Genomic DNA, 15,158 nt, shown 5'->3' on the forward strand with positions numbered 1-15,158 from the left:
GAACGGTAGGGAATATCGAGAGCCATCGCTATGGTCGCCTTCGGGGGTGGAGCGTGACGGGGGTCACGTCGTTTGCGGTTACCGAAGGGTATTGCCTGCACCGGGGCGTCGGCTAGCCCTCGCGGCGGCAGTTGGGGAACCGGTCGGGGCTGTTCGGTGGCTCGACGTGACCGCCCGGAAGCGGTGGGTCAGATGCCGAGGTGGGCGGCCCGCAGCCGGTCGACCGCCGCCGCCGGCCCTTCCACCTGTACCCGGGCGACCCGCTGCCGGCCGGTGAGGAACAGCACCAGCTCGGTCGGCGCGCCGACCACGCGGACCCGCTGCCCGCCCCGGCCAGCCGACAGCTCGCCGTGCCCGGGCGCCTGCACCAGCACGTCGGCCGGGAAGCGGCGCAGCGCCAGCCGGCCCAGCACCGCGGCCCGGCGCCACAGCACGGCGCCCAGCCCGGGCGGCAGGTCGCGCGGTTGCCACCCCGCCCGGGCCCGCCGGACGTCCTCGTGGTGGATGTAGAACTCCATGGTGTTGACCAGTTCGTCGGTGACCGGGTTGCTCACCGGGCTCCACAGCGGCGGCCGGCGCACCAGGGCCACCAGCTCGGCGAAGGGTCGCGCCGCGATCCGCAGGCGTACCCGCTCGGCGTACCCGCGCAGCGGCGGCAGCGCGATCCCCGAAGCGGCGTCCGGCCGGCGCTCCCGGAGAATCAGGTGGGCGGCGAGGTCCCGGACCGGCCAGCCCTCGTTGACGGTCGGCGCGTCCGGACCCACGCTCTGCATGAGGTCGGCGAGTGCCTCGCGCTCCGACCGGGCGTACCGCGGCATGGCCCGATCGTAGGCCGCCCGGTCGCCGTCCGCCCGTCGTGGCAACGACGGCGGTCGACGTGATCGCCGACATAGGGTTTGCGGGAGGCGCGGTGGTGTCCGTCCGGTAAGGATGAGGGAGATAATTGCAACTTACGGCGGGGGAGAGCGTGACCAGCAGGACAAGTCGAGATGTGCTCCGCAGGGGGCTGGCCGTGCTCGGCCAAGCGATCCGGGAGCAGCCCCGGATCTTCGCGATCGCGGTCGGCGGCAGCGTGCTGTTCGGCGGGCTGGTGATCGCCAGCGCGTACGTCGTCGGGGCGGTGGTCGGCGACGTGGTGGTGCCGGCGATCGCGCGCGGGTCGGTGGGCGTCGCGGCCCTCGCCCTCGCCGCCGGTGCCCTGTTCGGCATCAGCGTGCTGCGGGTGGTCGGCATCTTCGGCCGCCGGCTCGGCGCGGGCTACATGCAGTTCCGGCTCCAGGCCGCCTACCGCCGGCAGGTCACCCGCCGCTACCTGAACCTGCCGCTGTCCTGGCACCAGCGCAACGCCACCGGCACCCTGCTGTCCAACGCCAACTCCGACGTCGAGGCGGCCTGGTACCCCATCGCCCCGCTGCCCTTCGCGGTCGGCACGGTGGTGATGCTGGTCGGCGCGATCGCCTCCCTGTTCGCCACCGACTGGGCGCTGGCCCTCGTCGGGCTGGCGGTCTTCCCCGCCCTGTTCGCCCTCAACGTGGTCTACTCCCGCCGGATGGCCCCCCGCCAGGCTCGCGCCCAGCGGCTGCGCGCCGAGGTCAGCGGCATCGCCCACGAGAGCTTCGACGGCGCGCTGGTGGTCAAGACCATGGGCCGCGAGGCGCAGGAGACGGCCCGGTTCGCCGCCCGGGCCGGCGAGCTGCGCGACGCGCTGATCGCCGTGGGCCGGCTGCGGGGCGTCTTCGACCCGATACTGGAGACCCTGCCCAGCCTCGGCACGCTCGCCGTGCTGGTGGTCGGCGCGTTCCGGCTCCGGCAGGGCGCCATCACGGTCACCGAGCTGGTCAGCGTGGCCTTCCTGTTCACCGTGCTGGCCTTCCCGGTGCGGGCCATCGGCTGGGTGTTGGCCGAGTTGCCGCGCAGCGTCGCCGGCTGGGACCGGGTGCGCCGGGTGCTCGACGCCACCGGCGAGATGCCGTACGGGCACGTGGCGCTCGACCCGGCCGAGCCGGGACCGGCCACGCTCACCTTCGCGGGCGTCGGCTTCGCGTACGAGCCCGCCGAGGCGCACCTGCCCGGCGCCGAGGTGCTCGGCGAGGTCTCCTTCACCGTCGGAGCCGGGCAGACCGTGGCCCTGGTCGGCCCCACCGGCTCGGGCAAGTCCACCGTCGCCGCGCTGGCGGTGCGGCTGGTCGACCCGCACACCGGCACGGTCAGCCTCGACGGGGTGGACGTCCGCCGGCTCACCGCCGCCTCGCTGGTGGACACCGCCGCCCTGGTCGCCCAGGTGCCGTTCGTCTTCGACGACACCGTCCGGGCGAACATCGCGCTGGACCGGCCCGGCGTCTCCGACGACGACGTCTGGGCCGCGCTGCGGCTCGCCGAGGCGGACGGCTTCGTCGCCGCGCTGCCCGAAGGGCTGGACACCATGGTCGGCGAGCGGGGCACCTCCCTCTCCGGTGGGCAGCGGCAGCGGCTCACCCTGGCCCGGTCGCTGGCCGGACGGCCCCGGCTGCTGGTTCTCGACGACGCCACCAGCGCGGTGGACCCGAGGGTGGAGGCGGCCATCCTGGCCGGGCTGCGCGCGCCGGCCGCCGGTGGACCCGCCGCCTCGATCCTCGTGGTGGCGTACCGGCGGGCCACCATCGCGCTCGCCGACGAGGTCATCTACCTGGAGCAGGGCCGGGTGGTCGCCCGGGGCACCCACACCGAGCTGCTCGCCACCGTCTCCGGCTACGCCGACCTGGTCACCGCCTACGAGCAGGCGGAGACTGACGGCGAGCAGCCACGCCCGTACGACGAGGTCGCCCCGCTGACCTCCAGCCTGGAAGTCGAGGTGGACCGGTGAGCGTGGTCGAGGCCGAGCGGCCGGCGGAGAGCACCTGGCAGACGCTGCGGCGGGGCCTGGCCCTCTCGCCGGAGCTGCGCACCGGCCTGGCCGGCACCCTCGTGCTGGCGCTGGTCTACATGATCGGCCGGGTCGCCGTCCCGGTCGCCGTGCAGCAGGGTATCGACAAGGGCATCGTCGGCGGACCCGACCTGGGTGTGGTGTGGAGCGTCGTCGCGGCGACCGGCGCCGTGCTGGCGGTGACCACGATCTGCGGGTACCTGATGATGCGCCGGCTGTTCACGGTCAGCGAGACGGCCCTGGCCAACGTGCGCACCCGGGCGTTCCGGCACGTGCACGACCTGTCGATGCTGCACCAGCAGTCCGAGCGGCGCGGCTCGCTGGTCTCCCGGGTCACCAGCGACGTCGACCAGATCACCCAGTTCCTCCAGTGGGGCGGGGTGATCCTGATCGTCAACCTCGGGCAGCTCGTGGTGACGACGGCCGTCATGCTCGCCTACTCCTGGCAGTTGACCCTCGTGGTGCTCGCCGCGTTCGCGCCGGCGGTGTTGATGATCCGGCAGCTCCAGCGCCGCCTCGCCGAGGCGTACGGGGTGGTCCGGCAGCGGATGGGCACCCTGCTCGGCGCGATCGGCGAGAGCGTCGTCGGCGCTCCGGTGATCCGCGCGTACGGGATCGCCGGGCGGACCGCCCGGCGGCTGGACGCGGCGATCGAGGGGCAGCAACGGGCCCAGCAGCGGGCCATCCGGATCAGCATCCTGGGCAGCTCGGTGGGGGAGCTGGCCGCCGGGCTGGCGCTGGCCGGCGTCGTGGTGCTCGGGGTGACCCTCGGGGTGGACGGCACCCTGTCGGTCGGCCAGCTCACCGCGTTCCTGTTCCTGGTGACCCTGTTCATCCAGCCGGTGCAGATCGCCACGGAGGTGCTCAACGAGGCGCAGAACGCCATTGCCGGCTGGCGGCGGGTGCTCGATGTGCTGGACGTCGCCCCGGACGTGGCCGACCCGGGCGAGCAGGGCCGGGACCTGCCCCCGGGGCCGCTGGACATCCACTTCGCCGGGGTCGGCTTCGCCTATCCGGGCGGGCCGCCGGTGCTGCACGACGTGACCCTGGAGATCGAGGCGAAGAGCCGGGTCGCCGTGGTGGGCGAAACCGGCAGCGGCAAGACCACGTTCGCGAAGCTGCTCACCCGGCTGATGGACCCGACCGACGGCGCGGTGCTGCTCTCCGGCGTTCCGCTGCCCGAGGTCCGGTTCGCCTCGCTGCGCTCCCGGGTGGTGATGGTGCCGCAGGACGGCTTCCTGTTCGACGCCACGGTCGGGCAGAACGTCCGTTTCGCCCGGCCGGAGCTGACCGACGCGGAGCTCACGGCCGCGTTCACCGAGCTGGGGCTGGCGGACTGGCTGGACGGGCTGCCGGCCGGGCTGGACACCCCGGTCGGCGAGCGGGGCGAGGCGCTGAGCGTGGGGGAGCGGCAGCTCGTGGCGCTCGCCCGGGCGTACGTGGCGGACCCGGACCTGCTGGTGCTGGACGAGGCGACCAGCGCGGTGGACCCGGCGACGGAGGTGCGGCTGCAACGCACCCTGGACGCGGTGACCCGGGGCCGGACCACCCTCGCGATCGCCCACCGGCTCTCCACCGCCGAAACCGCCGACGAGGTGATCGTGGTGGACCGGGGCCGGATCGTGCAGCGCGGGCCGCACGACGAGCTGGTCCGCGACCCCGACTCGGTCTACGGCCTGCTGCATGCCTCATGGCTGGAGCAGACCCGCTGACCGGCTGCCGCTTCGCGAACGTGATCGGCATCTCCAGGCCCGGGCGGGGAAAACGGCGAGCCGGTGGACGTGGGGGCACGCGTGGTTTACGGTGCTGTTAGGTAAGCCTAACCTTCGGAGGTGGGTCATGCGCCCCAGTCCCGCCCTGCGCCCCGCGCCCGCCGAGATCGTCCGGACGCTGGTCGCCGGCCGGCTCCCGGCCCTGGTCCACCTGGCCCAGCGACCCGGGCCGTTCCACGTCCGGCACGTCACCGACGCCGACGGGCGGGTGCTGCTGCTCGTCCCGGTCCACAGCGACCTGGCGGCGGCGCTGCCCCTCGGCACGGGCTCCGACGTCGCCGTGGCGCTCGACGTGCTGGACCTGCCGCCGGCCGCCGGCGCCCCGTCGCTCGGCCGCGCCTGGGTCTCCGGCTGGGCCGCCGCGCTGCACGCGGACGCGGCCCGCCGGGCCGCCCTGGACTTCGCCGAGGTGGACCCGACCGGCGACCTGCTCGACGTGGGCACCCGCTTCCGGCTGTACCGCTTCGAGGTGGCCGAGGCCCGCCTGGAGCGCCCCGACGGGCTGCTGCGGGTCGACCCCGTGGCGTACGCCGAGGCGGAGCCGGACCCGCTGCACCCGGTGGAGACGGAGCTGCTGGCCGAGCTGGCCGTGCGCCACGGCCGGGAAATGGCCGCGTACGTCCGCCGCCAGCTCGGCCTGGTCGAGTCCGGCCCCGACGGCCCGCCCCGGGTGGTCCGCGTCGACCGGTACGGGCTGCTGGTCTCCCTCGGCGGGCCCGGCGCCCGGCGGCGGGCCCGGCTGGCCTTCCCGGGCCCGGTGGCCGACCATCGGGAGCTGGCCCGGCTGCTGCACCCGATGCTCTGCCACCACCGCCCGGTGCGCGCCTCCACGCCCCCGACCGCCTGACCGGGCTACGTCAGGTCGCCGCGCAGGTAGCGCTGGATGGTGGGGCCCACCGCCGCCACCAGGGTCTCCGGCGGGGCGGAGGCGACCGGCTCCAGCCGGACGACGTACCGCATCACGGCCAGCCCGATCATCTGGCTGGCCACCAGCGACCCGCGCAGCGGCAGCTCCGCCGGGTCGACGTCGAGATGGTGCAGGACCCGCCGCAGCACCTGGGTGACCAGGAACTCGCGCAACAGCCGGGCGGTCCACGCGTTGCTGACGGCCGAGCGCAGCAGGGCCACCGCCGGCGTGCCGGCCGGAGAGTCCCAGACGCTGAGGAAGGTGCGCACCAGCCGTTCGCCGACGCCGTCGGCGTCGCCGGACAGCACCCGGGGCAGCAGCTCGGCAGGGTCGAGCGGGGCGCCCATCGCGGCCAGGAAGAGCTGGTCCTTGCTGCCGAAGTAGTGGTGCACCAGCGCCGGGTCCACCCCGGCCGCCCCGGCGATCGACCGGATCGAGGCCGCGTCGAAGCCCCGCTCCGCGAACGCGGCGCGGGCCGCGTCGAGGATCGCGGCGCGGGTGCCCGGATTGCCGGGCCGCCGCCCGGTGCGTCGCGTCGTCGCCACCCTCGCCCCCCGCCGCGCCTCAGCCGCTGCGGCGGCGCAGGGTGGCCGCGGCGAGCGCCAGCGCCAGCACCACCGCGCCGGCCACCACCCAGAGGTCGCGCCAGATGGTGGCCGTCGGCTCGGCGTGCGCGCCGACCTCCTGCAACGCCTCGACGGCGTACGACAGCGGGAGCACGTCGCTAACCGCCTGCAACCAGCCGGCCATCTCGTCGCGGGCGACGAACAGCCCGCACAGCAGTAGCTGGGGGGCCACCACGACCGGCATGAACTGCACGGCCTGGAACTCGGTACGGGCGAAGGCGCTGCAGAGCAGGCCGAGGGCGACGCCGAGCACCGCGTTGACCACGGCGATCGCGATCACCAGGGCGGCGCTGCCGGCGGTTGTCAGCCCGAGCACCCAGTACGCCACCGCCGAGGCGACCGCGGCCTGGCCGGCGGCGGCGAGGCCGAACGCGATGCCGTAGCCGAAGAGCAGGTCGAGCCGGCCGAGCGGGGTGGTGAGCAGCCGCTCCAGGGTGCCGGAGGTGCGCTCGCGCAGCATCGCGATGCTGGTCACCAGGAACATGATCACGAAGGGGAAGATGCCGAGCATCACCAGGGCCACGCGGTCGAACGTGCTCGGCTGGCCGGGTGGGGTGGGCTGGTCGGCGTACATGTAGTAGATGAGGGCGAGCAGCAGGGCCGGCACCACCATGAGCAGGGCGACGGTGCGCCGGTCGTGCCGAAGCTGGCGCAGGATGCGGCCGATGGTGGCGGCCAGGATGCGTGGGTTCACGACGCCTCCCCGACCGTGGCCGCCTCGCTGGCCCGGATCAGGCGCAGGAACGCCTCCTCGAGGTCGTCGACCCCGGCGGCGGCGCGGACCGCGTCGGGTGTGTCGTCGGCGACGAGCCGGCCCCCGCGGATCAGTAGCAGCCGGTCGCAGCGGGCCGCCTCGTCCATCACGTGGCTGGACACTAGCAGGGTCGTCCCGGCGGCGGCGAGGGCGTGGAACCGGGCCCACAGGTCCGCCCGCAGCACCGGGTCCTGCCCGACCGTCGGCTCGTCGAGGACGACCAGCTCCGGCTCGCCGACCAGGGCGCAGGCCAGCGACGCCCGGCTGCGCTGCCCGCCGGAGAGGGAGCCGACGAGCTGCCCGGCGGCGTTGGCGAGCCCCACGTCGGCCACGGCGCGGTCCGCCTCGGCGCGGCCCCGGCCGTGCAGGGCGGCGAAGTAGCGGGCGTTCTCGGCGACGGTGAGGTCGGCGTAGACGCTGGGCGCCTGGGTCAGGTATCCCACCCGGCTGCGCAGCGCGGGGGAGCCCGCCGGCCGGCCGAGCACGGTCACCGAGCCCGAGCGGACCGTCTGCACCCCGACGACGGCCCGCATGAGGGTGGTCTTGCCGCTGCCGCTGGGCCCGAGCAAACCGGTGACCGCGCCGCGCGGCACCGCGCAGGTCACGCCGTGCAGCACCCGGCGCCGCCCCCGGTCCACGACCAGGTCGCGGATTGCGATCGCGTGGTCCATCGCCACCTCCACAGTAGAATTCAACACTCGATGAACTCAACGCTAGATGAGTTGTTCGTCCGTCCGCAACGGGTTGGCATCGAGCGGGATTAGCGGCGAAAGGTACCCCGAGGCAGGAATCAGAACGCTCGGACACCAGCCTTCGGACCGGGCGTCAGCCCTCCTCACCGGACAGCCCGTCCGGCACCGGGCATTGCGCCCCGATCGGGCGTACGGCACGATGGCGCGGTGGGTCACGCTGCGTCACCGGAAAGTGGATTCCTCGACGACTGGGCCGCCCGGCTGCGGCACGCGGGCGAGCGGCCCGTCGTCGGAATCCTGCTGCGCGGCAGCCACGCCCGCCGGGCCGCCACGGCACACAGCGACGTCGACCTCGACGTGCTGGTCACCGACGCCACGCCGGCTCGACCGGCCGATCCGCTGATCAACGCCCCGTACGCCGCCCGCCGCGCCTACCTGGCCGAGTCCGGCGGCCGGCTCACCCACGTCTCGGTGGCCGTCCGCGACGTCCGCTCCTGGCGGGACCGGCTCGCCCAGCCGGCCGAGTGGGCGTTCGGGCTGCCGGTCACCGCGCCGGTCCGGCTGCTGTGGGCCGACGACCGGTGGCGCGCCCGGATCGACCTGCCGGTGCTCTGCCAGCCCGCCGACGAGCCGAGGCTGGAGGAACTGATCGCCACACTCGGTAAGGTCGCGGGGGCCCGGGCCCGGGGCGACCACCTCGGCGTCCGGCTGGCCGCCGCCGACCTGGCCCGGCTCTGCCCCTCCGTGCTGCGGCTGGCCAACCCGTCGGTGCGGGTCGTGTCCCGGCGGGCGGCGTTCGCCGCCGCCCTCGACCTGCCGGTCGCCCCGACCGGGTACCGCGACGACATGCTGCTCTGCCTGGGCATGCGCCCCGGCTCCGCCGGGCAGCTCTGGGCCGCCGCCGGGCGCCTGGTCGCCGGCACCGTCGCGCTGATCCGCCCGTACGCCGACGAGATCGCCGCCGTGGCCGGCGCGGACCTCGCCGAGGCGCTGTCCGACGGGCGGCTGGACCGCTATCTCGCGCAGCTCACCGGCGTGCCCGAGCCGGCGCCGGCCCCCCGGCGGGAGCCGTCGCCGGTGCCCTCGCCACGTGCGGGAGAATGGGTCACTGTGCCCGTACCTGACGCGCCGGTGACCGGCGCCCACGCCCGCCCGACCCCGCCGGGGACGCCCGGCCCGGCCCGTCCGTCCCGGCTCGACCCGGCCGTCGCCGCGCGGCTGCGCCGTGGCCCCGACGGCCTGGTGGTCGCCGTGGTGCGTCAGCACGACACCGGTGAGGTGCTGATGGTCGCCTGGATGGACGACGAGGCGCTGCACCGCACCCTCACCACCGGCCGGGCCACCTACTGGTCGCGCAGCCGCCGGGAGTACTGGGTCAAGGGGGCCACCTCCGGTCACCACCAGCACGTCCGCTCGGTGGCGCTGGACTGCGACGGCGACGCGCTGCTGGTCAGCGTCGACCAGGTCGGCGGGGCCTGCCACACCGGCGAGCGCACCTGCTTCTTCACCGAACTGCCCGTCACCGCCGGAGGGGAGCCCGCATGACCGACGGCGTCGCCAGCCCCGACCAGCGCACCTTCGCCGACCTGGCCGCCCGCTGGCGGGTCGTCCCGGTCACCCGGCGGCTGCTCGCCGACGCGGAAACCCCGGTGGGCGTCTACCGTAAGCTGGCCGGCGGCCCGGGCACCTTCCTGCTGGAGTCCGCCGAGCAGGGAGCCGGCTCGGCGGGGATGGCCTGGTCACGGTACTCGTTCATCGGCGTGCGCAGCAGCGCAACCCTCACCGAGCGCGGGGGGTCGGCGTGCTGGACGGGCCAGCCGCCGGCCGGACTGCCCACCGACGGCGACCCGGTCCGGGTGCTGCGCGAGACCGTCGAGGCCCTCGCCGGCCCGGCGTGGGACCCGGTCAGCGGCATGCCGCCGCTGACCGGCGGCATGGTCGGCTACCTCGGGTACGACCTGGTCCGCCGCTTCGAGCGGCTGCCCGAGCTGACCGAGGACGACCTCGGCCTGCCCGAGCTGGGCATGATGCTCGCCACCGACCTGGTGGTCCTCGACCACTACGACGGCTCGGCGATCCTGATCGCCAACGCGGTGCTCCCGCCTGCGGACGAGCCGGACCGCGACGCCCTGGTCGCCGCCGCGTACCACCACGCCGTGGGCCGGCTGGACGCGATGACCACGGCGCTGTCCCGGCCCATCCCGCCGATGATCTCCACGGTCGACCGCCCGGCCGTCGGCGACGTGCTCAGCCGCACCGACCCCGGCGGCTACCCGAAGGCCGTCGACACGGCCAAAGAGGCGATCCGGGCCGGGGAGTGTTTCCAGATCGTGCTGGCCCAGCGCTTCGAGCGGCCCACCGACGCCGACCCCCTGGACGTCTACCGGGTGCTGCGCACCACCAACCCGAGCCCGTACATGTACCTGCTGCGCTTCGACGGCTTCGACATCGTCGGCTCCTCGCCCGAGGCGCACCTGAAGGTCAGCGCCGGCCCCGACGGGCGGCGGCGGGCGCTGCTGCACCCGATCGCCGGCACCCGCCCGCGCGGCGGCACCCCGGAGGCCGACGCCCGGCTCGCCGCCGAGCTGCTCGCCGACCCGAAGGAGCGCTCCGAGCACGTGATGCTTGTCGACCTGGGTCGCAACGATCTGGGCCGGGTCTGCCGACCGGGCACGGTGGAGGTGCCGGAGTTCGCCACCATCGAGCGCTACAGCCACGTCATGCACATCGTCTCGACCGTGGTCGGCGAGCTGCGGGAGGAGCAGACGGCGTTCGACGCGCTCGCCGCGACCTTCCCCGCCGGCACCCTGTCCGGCGCGCCGAAGGTACGCGCCATGGAGATCATCGAGGAGCTGGAGCCGGTCCGGCGCGGCCTCTACGGCGGCACGGTCGGCTACTTCGGCTTCGGCGGGGACCTGGACATGGCGATCGCCATCCGCACCGCGCTGATCCGCGACGGCCGCGCGTACGTGCAGGCCGGCGCGGGGGTGGTGGCCGACTCGGACCCGGCCGCGGAGGACCAGGAGACCCGCAGCAAGGCCGCGGCCGTGCTCGCCGCCATCGCCGCCGCCGAGACGCTGCGGCCGGCCCGGTGAGCCCGGCGGGGCGGGGCGTCGTGGGCGGCGGGTGGCCGCGGTGACCGGGCCGGCGGCCGACCGGGTGACGCCCGGGGCCGCCGCGCCGGCCGCGCAGGGGCGGCGCGAGCTGACGTACGCGGTGCTGCTCTGCCTGGCCGGCGCGGGCCTGGCGCTGTGGGCGTCGACCCGGACCTGGTCGGTCGAGCTGGCGGCCCGGCCGGCGCCGCTGCCCCCGGTGCGCGCGGCCCGCACCGGGGCGGTGCTGCTGCCCTGGCTGCCCGCACTCGCGGTGGTCGGGCTGGCCGGTGGCGGCGCGGTGCTGGCCACCCGGGGGGTACCGCGCCGGCTGATCGGAGTCCTGCTGCTGGCGCTCGGTGTGGCCGTGGCGGTTGGCGGCGGCTACGGCGTGGTGGCCGGGTTCGACGGCGCAGTGAGCCGGCAGTGGCCGGCGTTGTGCCTGGTCGGCGGCCTGCTCGCCGCCCTCGGTGGCGGGCTCACCACGCTGCGCGGCGCGCGCTGGCCGGGGATGGGGGCGCGCTACGAGCGGCCGGCGCGCGGTGCCGCCGGCCCCGCCCGGGGCGAGGCCACGGCCGGCCCGGTGACCGGGCGGCGCACCACCGAGGCGTGGGACGCGTTGGACCGGGGTGAGGACCCGACGGCCGACTGACCGGTGGATCCGCCGCGCCGCTGGCCCGCCACACCGCGCGGGCCGCCCGGTGTGCCGCGCGATGCCGGCCGAGGGCCGCGGGGCGGCCGACGGTGGCGGGGCGGCCGACGGTGGCGGGATCAGCCGACCGGCTGGCGGCCCCGGGTGGCAGCACGGGCGGCGGCCAGCTCGGCCACCAGGCGATCCAGCTCGGCGCGCTGGTCGGCGCGGGCCCGGTCGGCGCAGACGGCCTCCCAGGCGTTGCCGCGCGCGGTGCGGACCCGGGCGTCGCCCGCGACGGCCCGCTCCAGGGTGTGCACCACCCCGACGGCGAGCGACGCCACGGTCCGGGAGATGGTGGTCAGTCCGATGGTCGGGTTGGGCCCGGCAGTGCTCATCTGGTCACCCCGCACGAAGATCGTTCCGACGGCCTGGGCAGGCGCGCACCGCGACCGCCCGACGGGACATGGGCAGCTCCTCGTCGAGTCTGCCCGAGTCCCACGGTGCCCGGCTCACGTTTCGCCGTGGTCACCGCTACGTCAACTGTCCGCCGTTCCCGGTCACCTGGACAGGGCCGTTCAGCCTTGAGCTTCGTCACAACATCGATCGGCATGCGCGTGGCGCGGCGACGACGGACAATGATCCGATGGAGATGGGTGATCGTCGATGGATTGAATGGCGGTTCTGTCACCGCGATCGATGGGGGCGGTTGCGCTCGGTGATGCACCGTTCACCGGAAGTCGGCCATTATGCCGCAGCCCATTTCGTGAGGAGCGCCATACCCCCGGCACGTGCTGCCAGGTGGCGCCCCCTAGCATCGGCCCATGACACCCGGAGAGGGGAGTCCGTTGGTGACTGCTGAGCATGCGCACGCGGAGGGGGACGGGGCCGGTCCGGCGGCGTCCGGAAGCGTCCTCGACGAGATCCTGGCCGGCGTCCGTGAGGACGTCGCCCGACGGCAGGAGCAGGTTCCGCTGGAGCGGATCCGGGAACTCGCCGCCGCCGCGCCGCCGCCGCTGGACGCGTACGCGGCCCTGCGCCGGCCCGGCGTGGCGGTGATCGCCGAGGTGAAGCGCTCGTCGCCTTCCCGGGGCCAACTGGCCGAGATCGCCGACCCGGCCGTCCTGGCCGGCGAGTACGCCGCCGGGGGAGCGCGGGCCATCAGCGTGCTCACCGAGGGGCGCTGGTTCGGCGGCTCGCTCGACGACCTGGCCGCCGTCCGGGCCGCGGTGAAGGTCCCGGTGCTGCGCAAGGACTTCGTGGTCTCCAGCTACCAGGTGCACGAGGCCCGCGCGCACGGCGCCGACCTGGTCCTGCTGATCGTGGCCGCCCTGGAGCAGAACGCGCTGGTCGGTCTGCTGGAGCGGATCGAGTCTCTCGGCATGTGCGCGCTGGTCGAGGTGCACACGGAGGAGGAGGCCGACCGCGCCATGGAGGCCGGCGCGCAGGTGATCGGGGTCAACGCCCGTGACCTGCGTACCTTGGAGGTCGACCGGTCGGTGTTCGAGCGGATCGCCCCCGGCCTGCCCAGCAACGTCGTCAAGATCGCCGAGTCGGGTGTGCGCGGCCCCCATGACCTGATCCGCTACGCCTCGGCCGGCGCCGACGCCGTGCTGGTCGGCGAGGGCCTGGTCACCCAGTCCAGCCCCCGCGAGGCGGTGGCCGCCCTGGTCAACGCCGGCAACCACCCGGCGACGCCCCGTCCGGCGCGCTGAGCCGCGCCCGGTCAGCAGCGAGAGGACAACCGCGATGAGCGCCAACGAGCCGGCCCCGGTCGGTCAGGTCCCCGACGCCGCCGGTCACTTCGGCCGGTTCGGCGGCCGGTTCGTCCCGGAGGCGCTGGTCGCGGCGCTCGACGAGCTGGACGCCGCGTACCGCAAGGCGATGTCCGACGAGTCGTTCCTCGCCGAGTTCGACGCCCTGCTGCGCGACTACGCCGGCACCCCCTCGCTGCTCTACCCGGCGCACCGGTTCTCCGCGCAGATCGGCGCGCGGGTGCTGCTCAAGCGCGAGGATCTCAACCACACCGGCGCGCACAAGGTGCGCAACGTGCTCGGCCAGGCGCTGCTGACCAAGCGGATGGGCAAACGGCGGGTGATCGCCGAGACCGGTGCCGGCCAGCACGGTGTGGCCACCGCCACCGCCGCCGCCCTGTTCGACCTCGACTGCGTGGTCTACATGGGCGAGGTGGACACGCGGCGGCAGGCGCTCAACGTGGCCCGGATGCGGATGCTCGGCGCCACCGTCGTTCCGGTCACCAACGGCTCGCGCACCCTCAAGGACGCGATGAACGAGGCGATGCGGGACTGGGTCGCCAACGTCGACGAGACCCACTACCTCATCGGCACGGCCGCCGGCCCGCACCCCTTCCCGGAGCTGGTCCGGGACTTCGTCCGGGGCATCGGCGTCGAGGCCCGCGCGCAGTGCCTCGACCTGACCGGCGCGCTGCCGGACGCCGTCGCGGCCTGCGTCGGCGGCGGTTCCAACGCGCTGGGCATCTTCCACGCCTTCGTGCCCGACGCGGGAGTGCGGCTGTACGGCTTCGAGGCCGGCGGGGAGGGCGTGGACACCGACCGGCACGCGGCCAGCATCACCGGCGGATCCTCGGGCGTGCTGCACGGTGCCCGCACGTACGTGCTCCAGAACGCCGACGGGCAGACGATGGAGTCGCACTCCATTTCGGCCGGCCTGGACTACCCGGGCGTCGGGCCGGAGCACGCGTGGCTGCACGACAGCGGCCGGGCGACGTACCTGCCGGTGACCGACGCCGAGGCGATGGCCGCGTTCGAGCTGCTCTGCCGCACCGAGGGGATCATCCCGGCGATCGAGAGCGCGCACGCGCTCGCCGGTGCACGCAAGATCGCCCCGGGGCTCGCCGCGGAGCTGGGCCGGGAGCCGGTCATCGTGGTCAACCTCTCCGGCCGGGGCGACAAGGACGTGCATACCGCCGGCGAGTACTTCGGCATCCTCGACAAGGAGCAGTGAGACCGTGAGCCGGATCGGGGTCGCGTTCGACAAGGCCCGTGCAGACGGGCGGGCCGTGCTGGTGGGCTGTATGCCGGCCGGTTTCCCGACCGTCGAGGGCAGCATCGCCGCGATGACCGCCATGGTCTCCGCGGGCGTGGACGTCATCGAGGTGGAGATCCCGTACTCCGACCCGGTGATGGACGGCCCGGTGATCCAGAAGGCCAGCGACATCGCCCTGGCCGGCGGCGTGCGCACCGCCGACACGCTGCGCATCGTCGAGGCGGTCGCGGCGACCGGCGCGCCGGTGGTCACGATGACCTACTGGAACCCGATCGAGCAGTACGGCGTCGACGCGTTCGCCCGGGACCTCGCGGCGGCCGGCGGCACCGGCCTGATCACCCCTGACCTGATCCCCGACGAGGCCGACGAGTGGCTGGCCGCCTCGGACGCGCACGGGCTGGACCGCACCTTCCTGGTCTCCCCGTCGTCGACGGACGCGCGGCTGAGGATGACCGTGGAGCACTGCCGGGGCTTCGTCTACGCCACCGCGATCATGGGCGTCACGGGCGCCCGCTCGCAGACCTCCGAGGCCGCGCCGATCCTGGTCTCCCGGCTGCGTGAGGTCACCGACCTGCCGGTCGGCGTCGGGCTCGGCGTCGGCACCGGCGCGCAGGCCGGCACGGTCGCCGGGTACGCCGACGGGGTGATCGTCGGCAGCGCGCTGATCCGTTGCCTGCTCGATGCCCCCGATCCGGCCGCCGGCCTGACCGCCCTGCGGGCCCTGAGCGCCGAACTCGCCGAGGGCGTCCGTCACC

At 74.9% G+C, this 15,158-nt stretch carries 14 protein-coding genes and 1 pseudogene; 10 read left to right on the top strand and 5 right to left on the bottom strand.

Annotation, left to right across the window (positions count from 1 at the left end; genetic code table 11):
* Positions 1-188 precede the first annotated feature (188 nt).
* Positions 189-818: a TIGR03085 family metal-binding protein gene (locus E1258_RS20715; RefSeq protein WP_132403867.1), complete on the bottom strand. Its 630-nt coding sequence runs from the start codon at positions 816-818 to the stop codon at positions 189-191.
* Between the two features lie 149 nt (positions 819-967).
* On the opposite strand from E1258_RS20715, the gene E1258_RS20720 reads away from it, so the two are divergent.
* From E1258_RS20720 to E1258_RS20730, 3 genes are all read left to right on the top strand, one after another.
* A complete protein-coding gene (locus tag E1258_RS20720; protein ID WP_207919645.1) occupies positions 968-2,842 on the top strand; it encodes an ABC transporter ATP-binding protein in 1,875 nt (624 codons plus the stop codon).
* A complete protein-coding gene (locus E1258_RS20725; RefSeq protein ID WP_132403870.1) occupies positions 2,839-4,614 on the top strand; it encodes an ABC transporter ATP-binding protein in 1,776 nt (591 codons plus the stop codon). Before E1258_RS20720 ends, E1258_RS20725 begins: the two co-directional genes overlap by 4 nt.
* Positions 4,615-4,759: 145 nt before the next feature.
* Complete coding sequence (locus tag E1258_RS20730; protein WP_132403900.1) at positions 4,760-5,521, top strand: DUF2470 domain-containing protein; 762 nt, start codon at positions 4,760-4,762, stop codon at positions 5,519-5,521.
* Positions 5,522-5,526: 5 nt separating this feature from the next.
* On the opposite strand, the gene E1258_RS20735 is transcribed toward E1258_RS20730, so the two are convergent.
* From E1258_RS20735 to E1258_RS20745, 3 genes are read right to left on the bottom strand one after another with little or no spacing between them, the layout of a single operon-like run.
* Positions 5,527-6,126 carry a TetR family transcriptional regulator gene (locus tag E1258_RS20735; RefSeq protein ID WP_132403873.1) on the bottom strand — a complete coding sequence of 200 codons (600 nt, stop codon included), beginning with the start codon at positions 6,124-6,126 and terminating at the stop codon, positions 5,527-5,529.
* Positions 6,127-6,145: 19 nt separating this feature from the next.
* Positions 6,146-6,901: an ABC transporter permease gene (locus E1258_RS20740; protein ID WP_132403876.1), complete on the bottom strand. Its 756-nt coding sequence runs from the start codon at positions 6,899-6,901 to the stop codon at positions 6,146-6,148.
* Complete coding sequence (locus tag E1258_RS20745) at positions 6,898-7,632, bottom strand: ABC transporter ATP-binding protein (protein ID WP_132403879.1); 735 nt, start codon at positions 7,630-7,632, stop codon at positions 6,898-6,900. The genes E1258_RS20740 and E1258_RS20745 overlap by 4 nt, the downstream gene beginning before the upstream one ends.
* 627 nt (positions 7,633-8,259) lie before the next feature.
* Here E1258_RS20745 and E1258_RS35035 point away from each other — a divergent pair.
* From E1258_RS35035 to E1258_RS20760, 4 genes and pseudogenes are all read left to right on the top strand, one after another.
* Positions 8,260-8,535 (top strand): annotated as a pseudogene (locus tag E1258_RS35035) (phosphoribosyl-AMP cyclohydrolase); the annotation flags it as partial.
* Positions 8,536-8,763: 228 nt separating this feature from the next.
* Positions 8,764-9,198 carry a phosphoribosyl-AMP cyclohydrolase gene (gene hisI, locus E1258_RS35040; RefSeq protein ID WP_132403903.1) on the top strand — a complete coding sequence of 145 codons (435 nt, stop codon included), beginning with the start codon at positions 8,764-8,766 and terminating at the stop codon, positions 9,196-9,198.
* Positions 9,195-10,748, top strand: a complete 1,554-nt coding sequence (locus tag E1258_RS20755) for an anthranilate synthase component I (RefSeq protein WP_132403882.1) — start codon at positions 9,195-9,197, stop codon at positions 10,746-10,748. Before hisI ends, E1258_RS20755 begins: the two co-directional genes overlap by 4 nt.
* 40 nt (positions 10,749-10,788) lie before the next feature.
* A complete protein-coding gene (locus E1258_RS20760) occupies positions 10,789-11,397 on the top strand; it encodes a Trp biosynthesis-associated membrane protein (protein ID WP_243715592.1) in 609 nt (202 codons plus the stop codon).
* A 119-nt stretch (positions 11,398-11,516) separates the two neighbouring features.
* Here the strand turns inward: E1258_RS20760 and E1258_RS20765 are convergent, their stop codons facing one another.
* Positions 11,517-11,774 (bottom strand): hypothetical protein, encoded by a 258-nt coding sequence (locus tag E1258_RS20765; protein ID WP_132403885.1) that lies wholly within the window; start codon positions 11,772-11,774, stop codon positions 11,517-11,519.
* A 453-nt stretch (positions 11,775-12,227) separates the two neighbouring features.
* On the opposite strand from E1258_RS20765, the gene trpC reads away from it, so the two are divergent.
* The 3 genes from trpC to trpA form a co-directional block, all read left to right on the top strand.
* Complete coding sequence (gene trpC, locus E1258_RS20770; protein WP_132403888.1) at positions 12,228-13,091, top strand: indole-3-glycerol phosphate synthase TrpC; 864 nt, start codon at positions 12,228-12,230, stop codon at positions 13,089-13,091.
* 34 nt (positions 13,092-13,125) lie between these two features.
* Positions 13,126-14,361: a tryptophan synthase subunit beta gene (trpB, locus tag E1258_RS20775; protein WP_132403891.1), complete on the top strand. Its 1,236-nt coding sequence runs from the start codon at positions 13,126-13,128 to the stop codon at positions 14,359-14,361.
* 4 nt (positions 14,362-14,365) lie between these two features.
* On the top strand, positions 14,366-15,158 hold a 793-nt coding region (trpA, locus tag E1258_RS20780), incomplete at its 3' end, for a tryptophan synthase subunit alpha (RefSeq protein WP_132403894.1).

The organism is Micromonospora sp. KC207, assembly GCF_004348615.1.
GTDB lineage: Bacteria > Actinomycetota > Actinomycetes > Mycobacteriales > Micromonosporaceae > Micromonospora.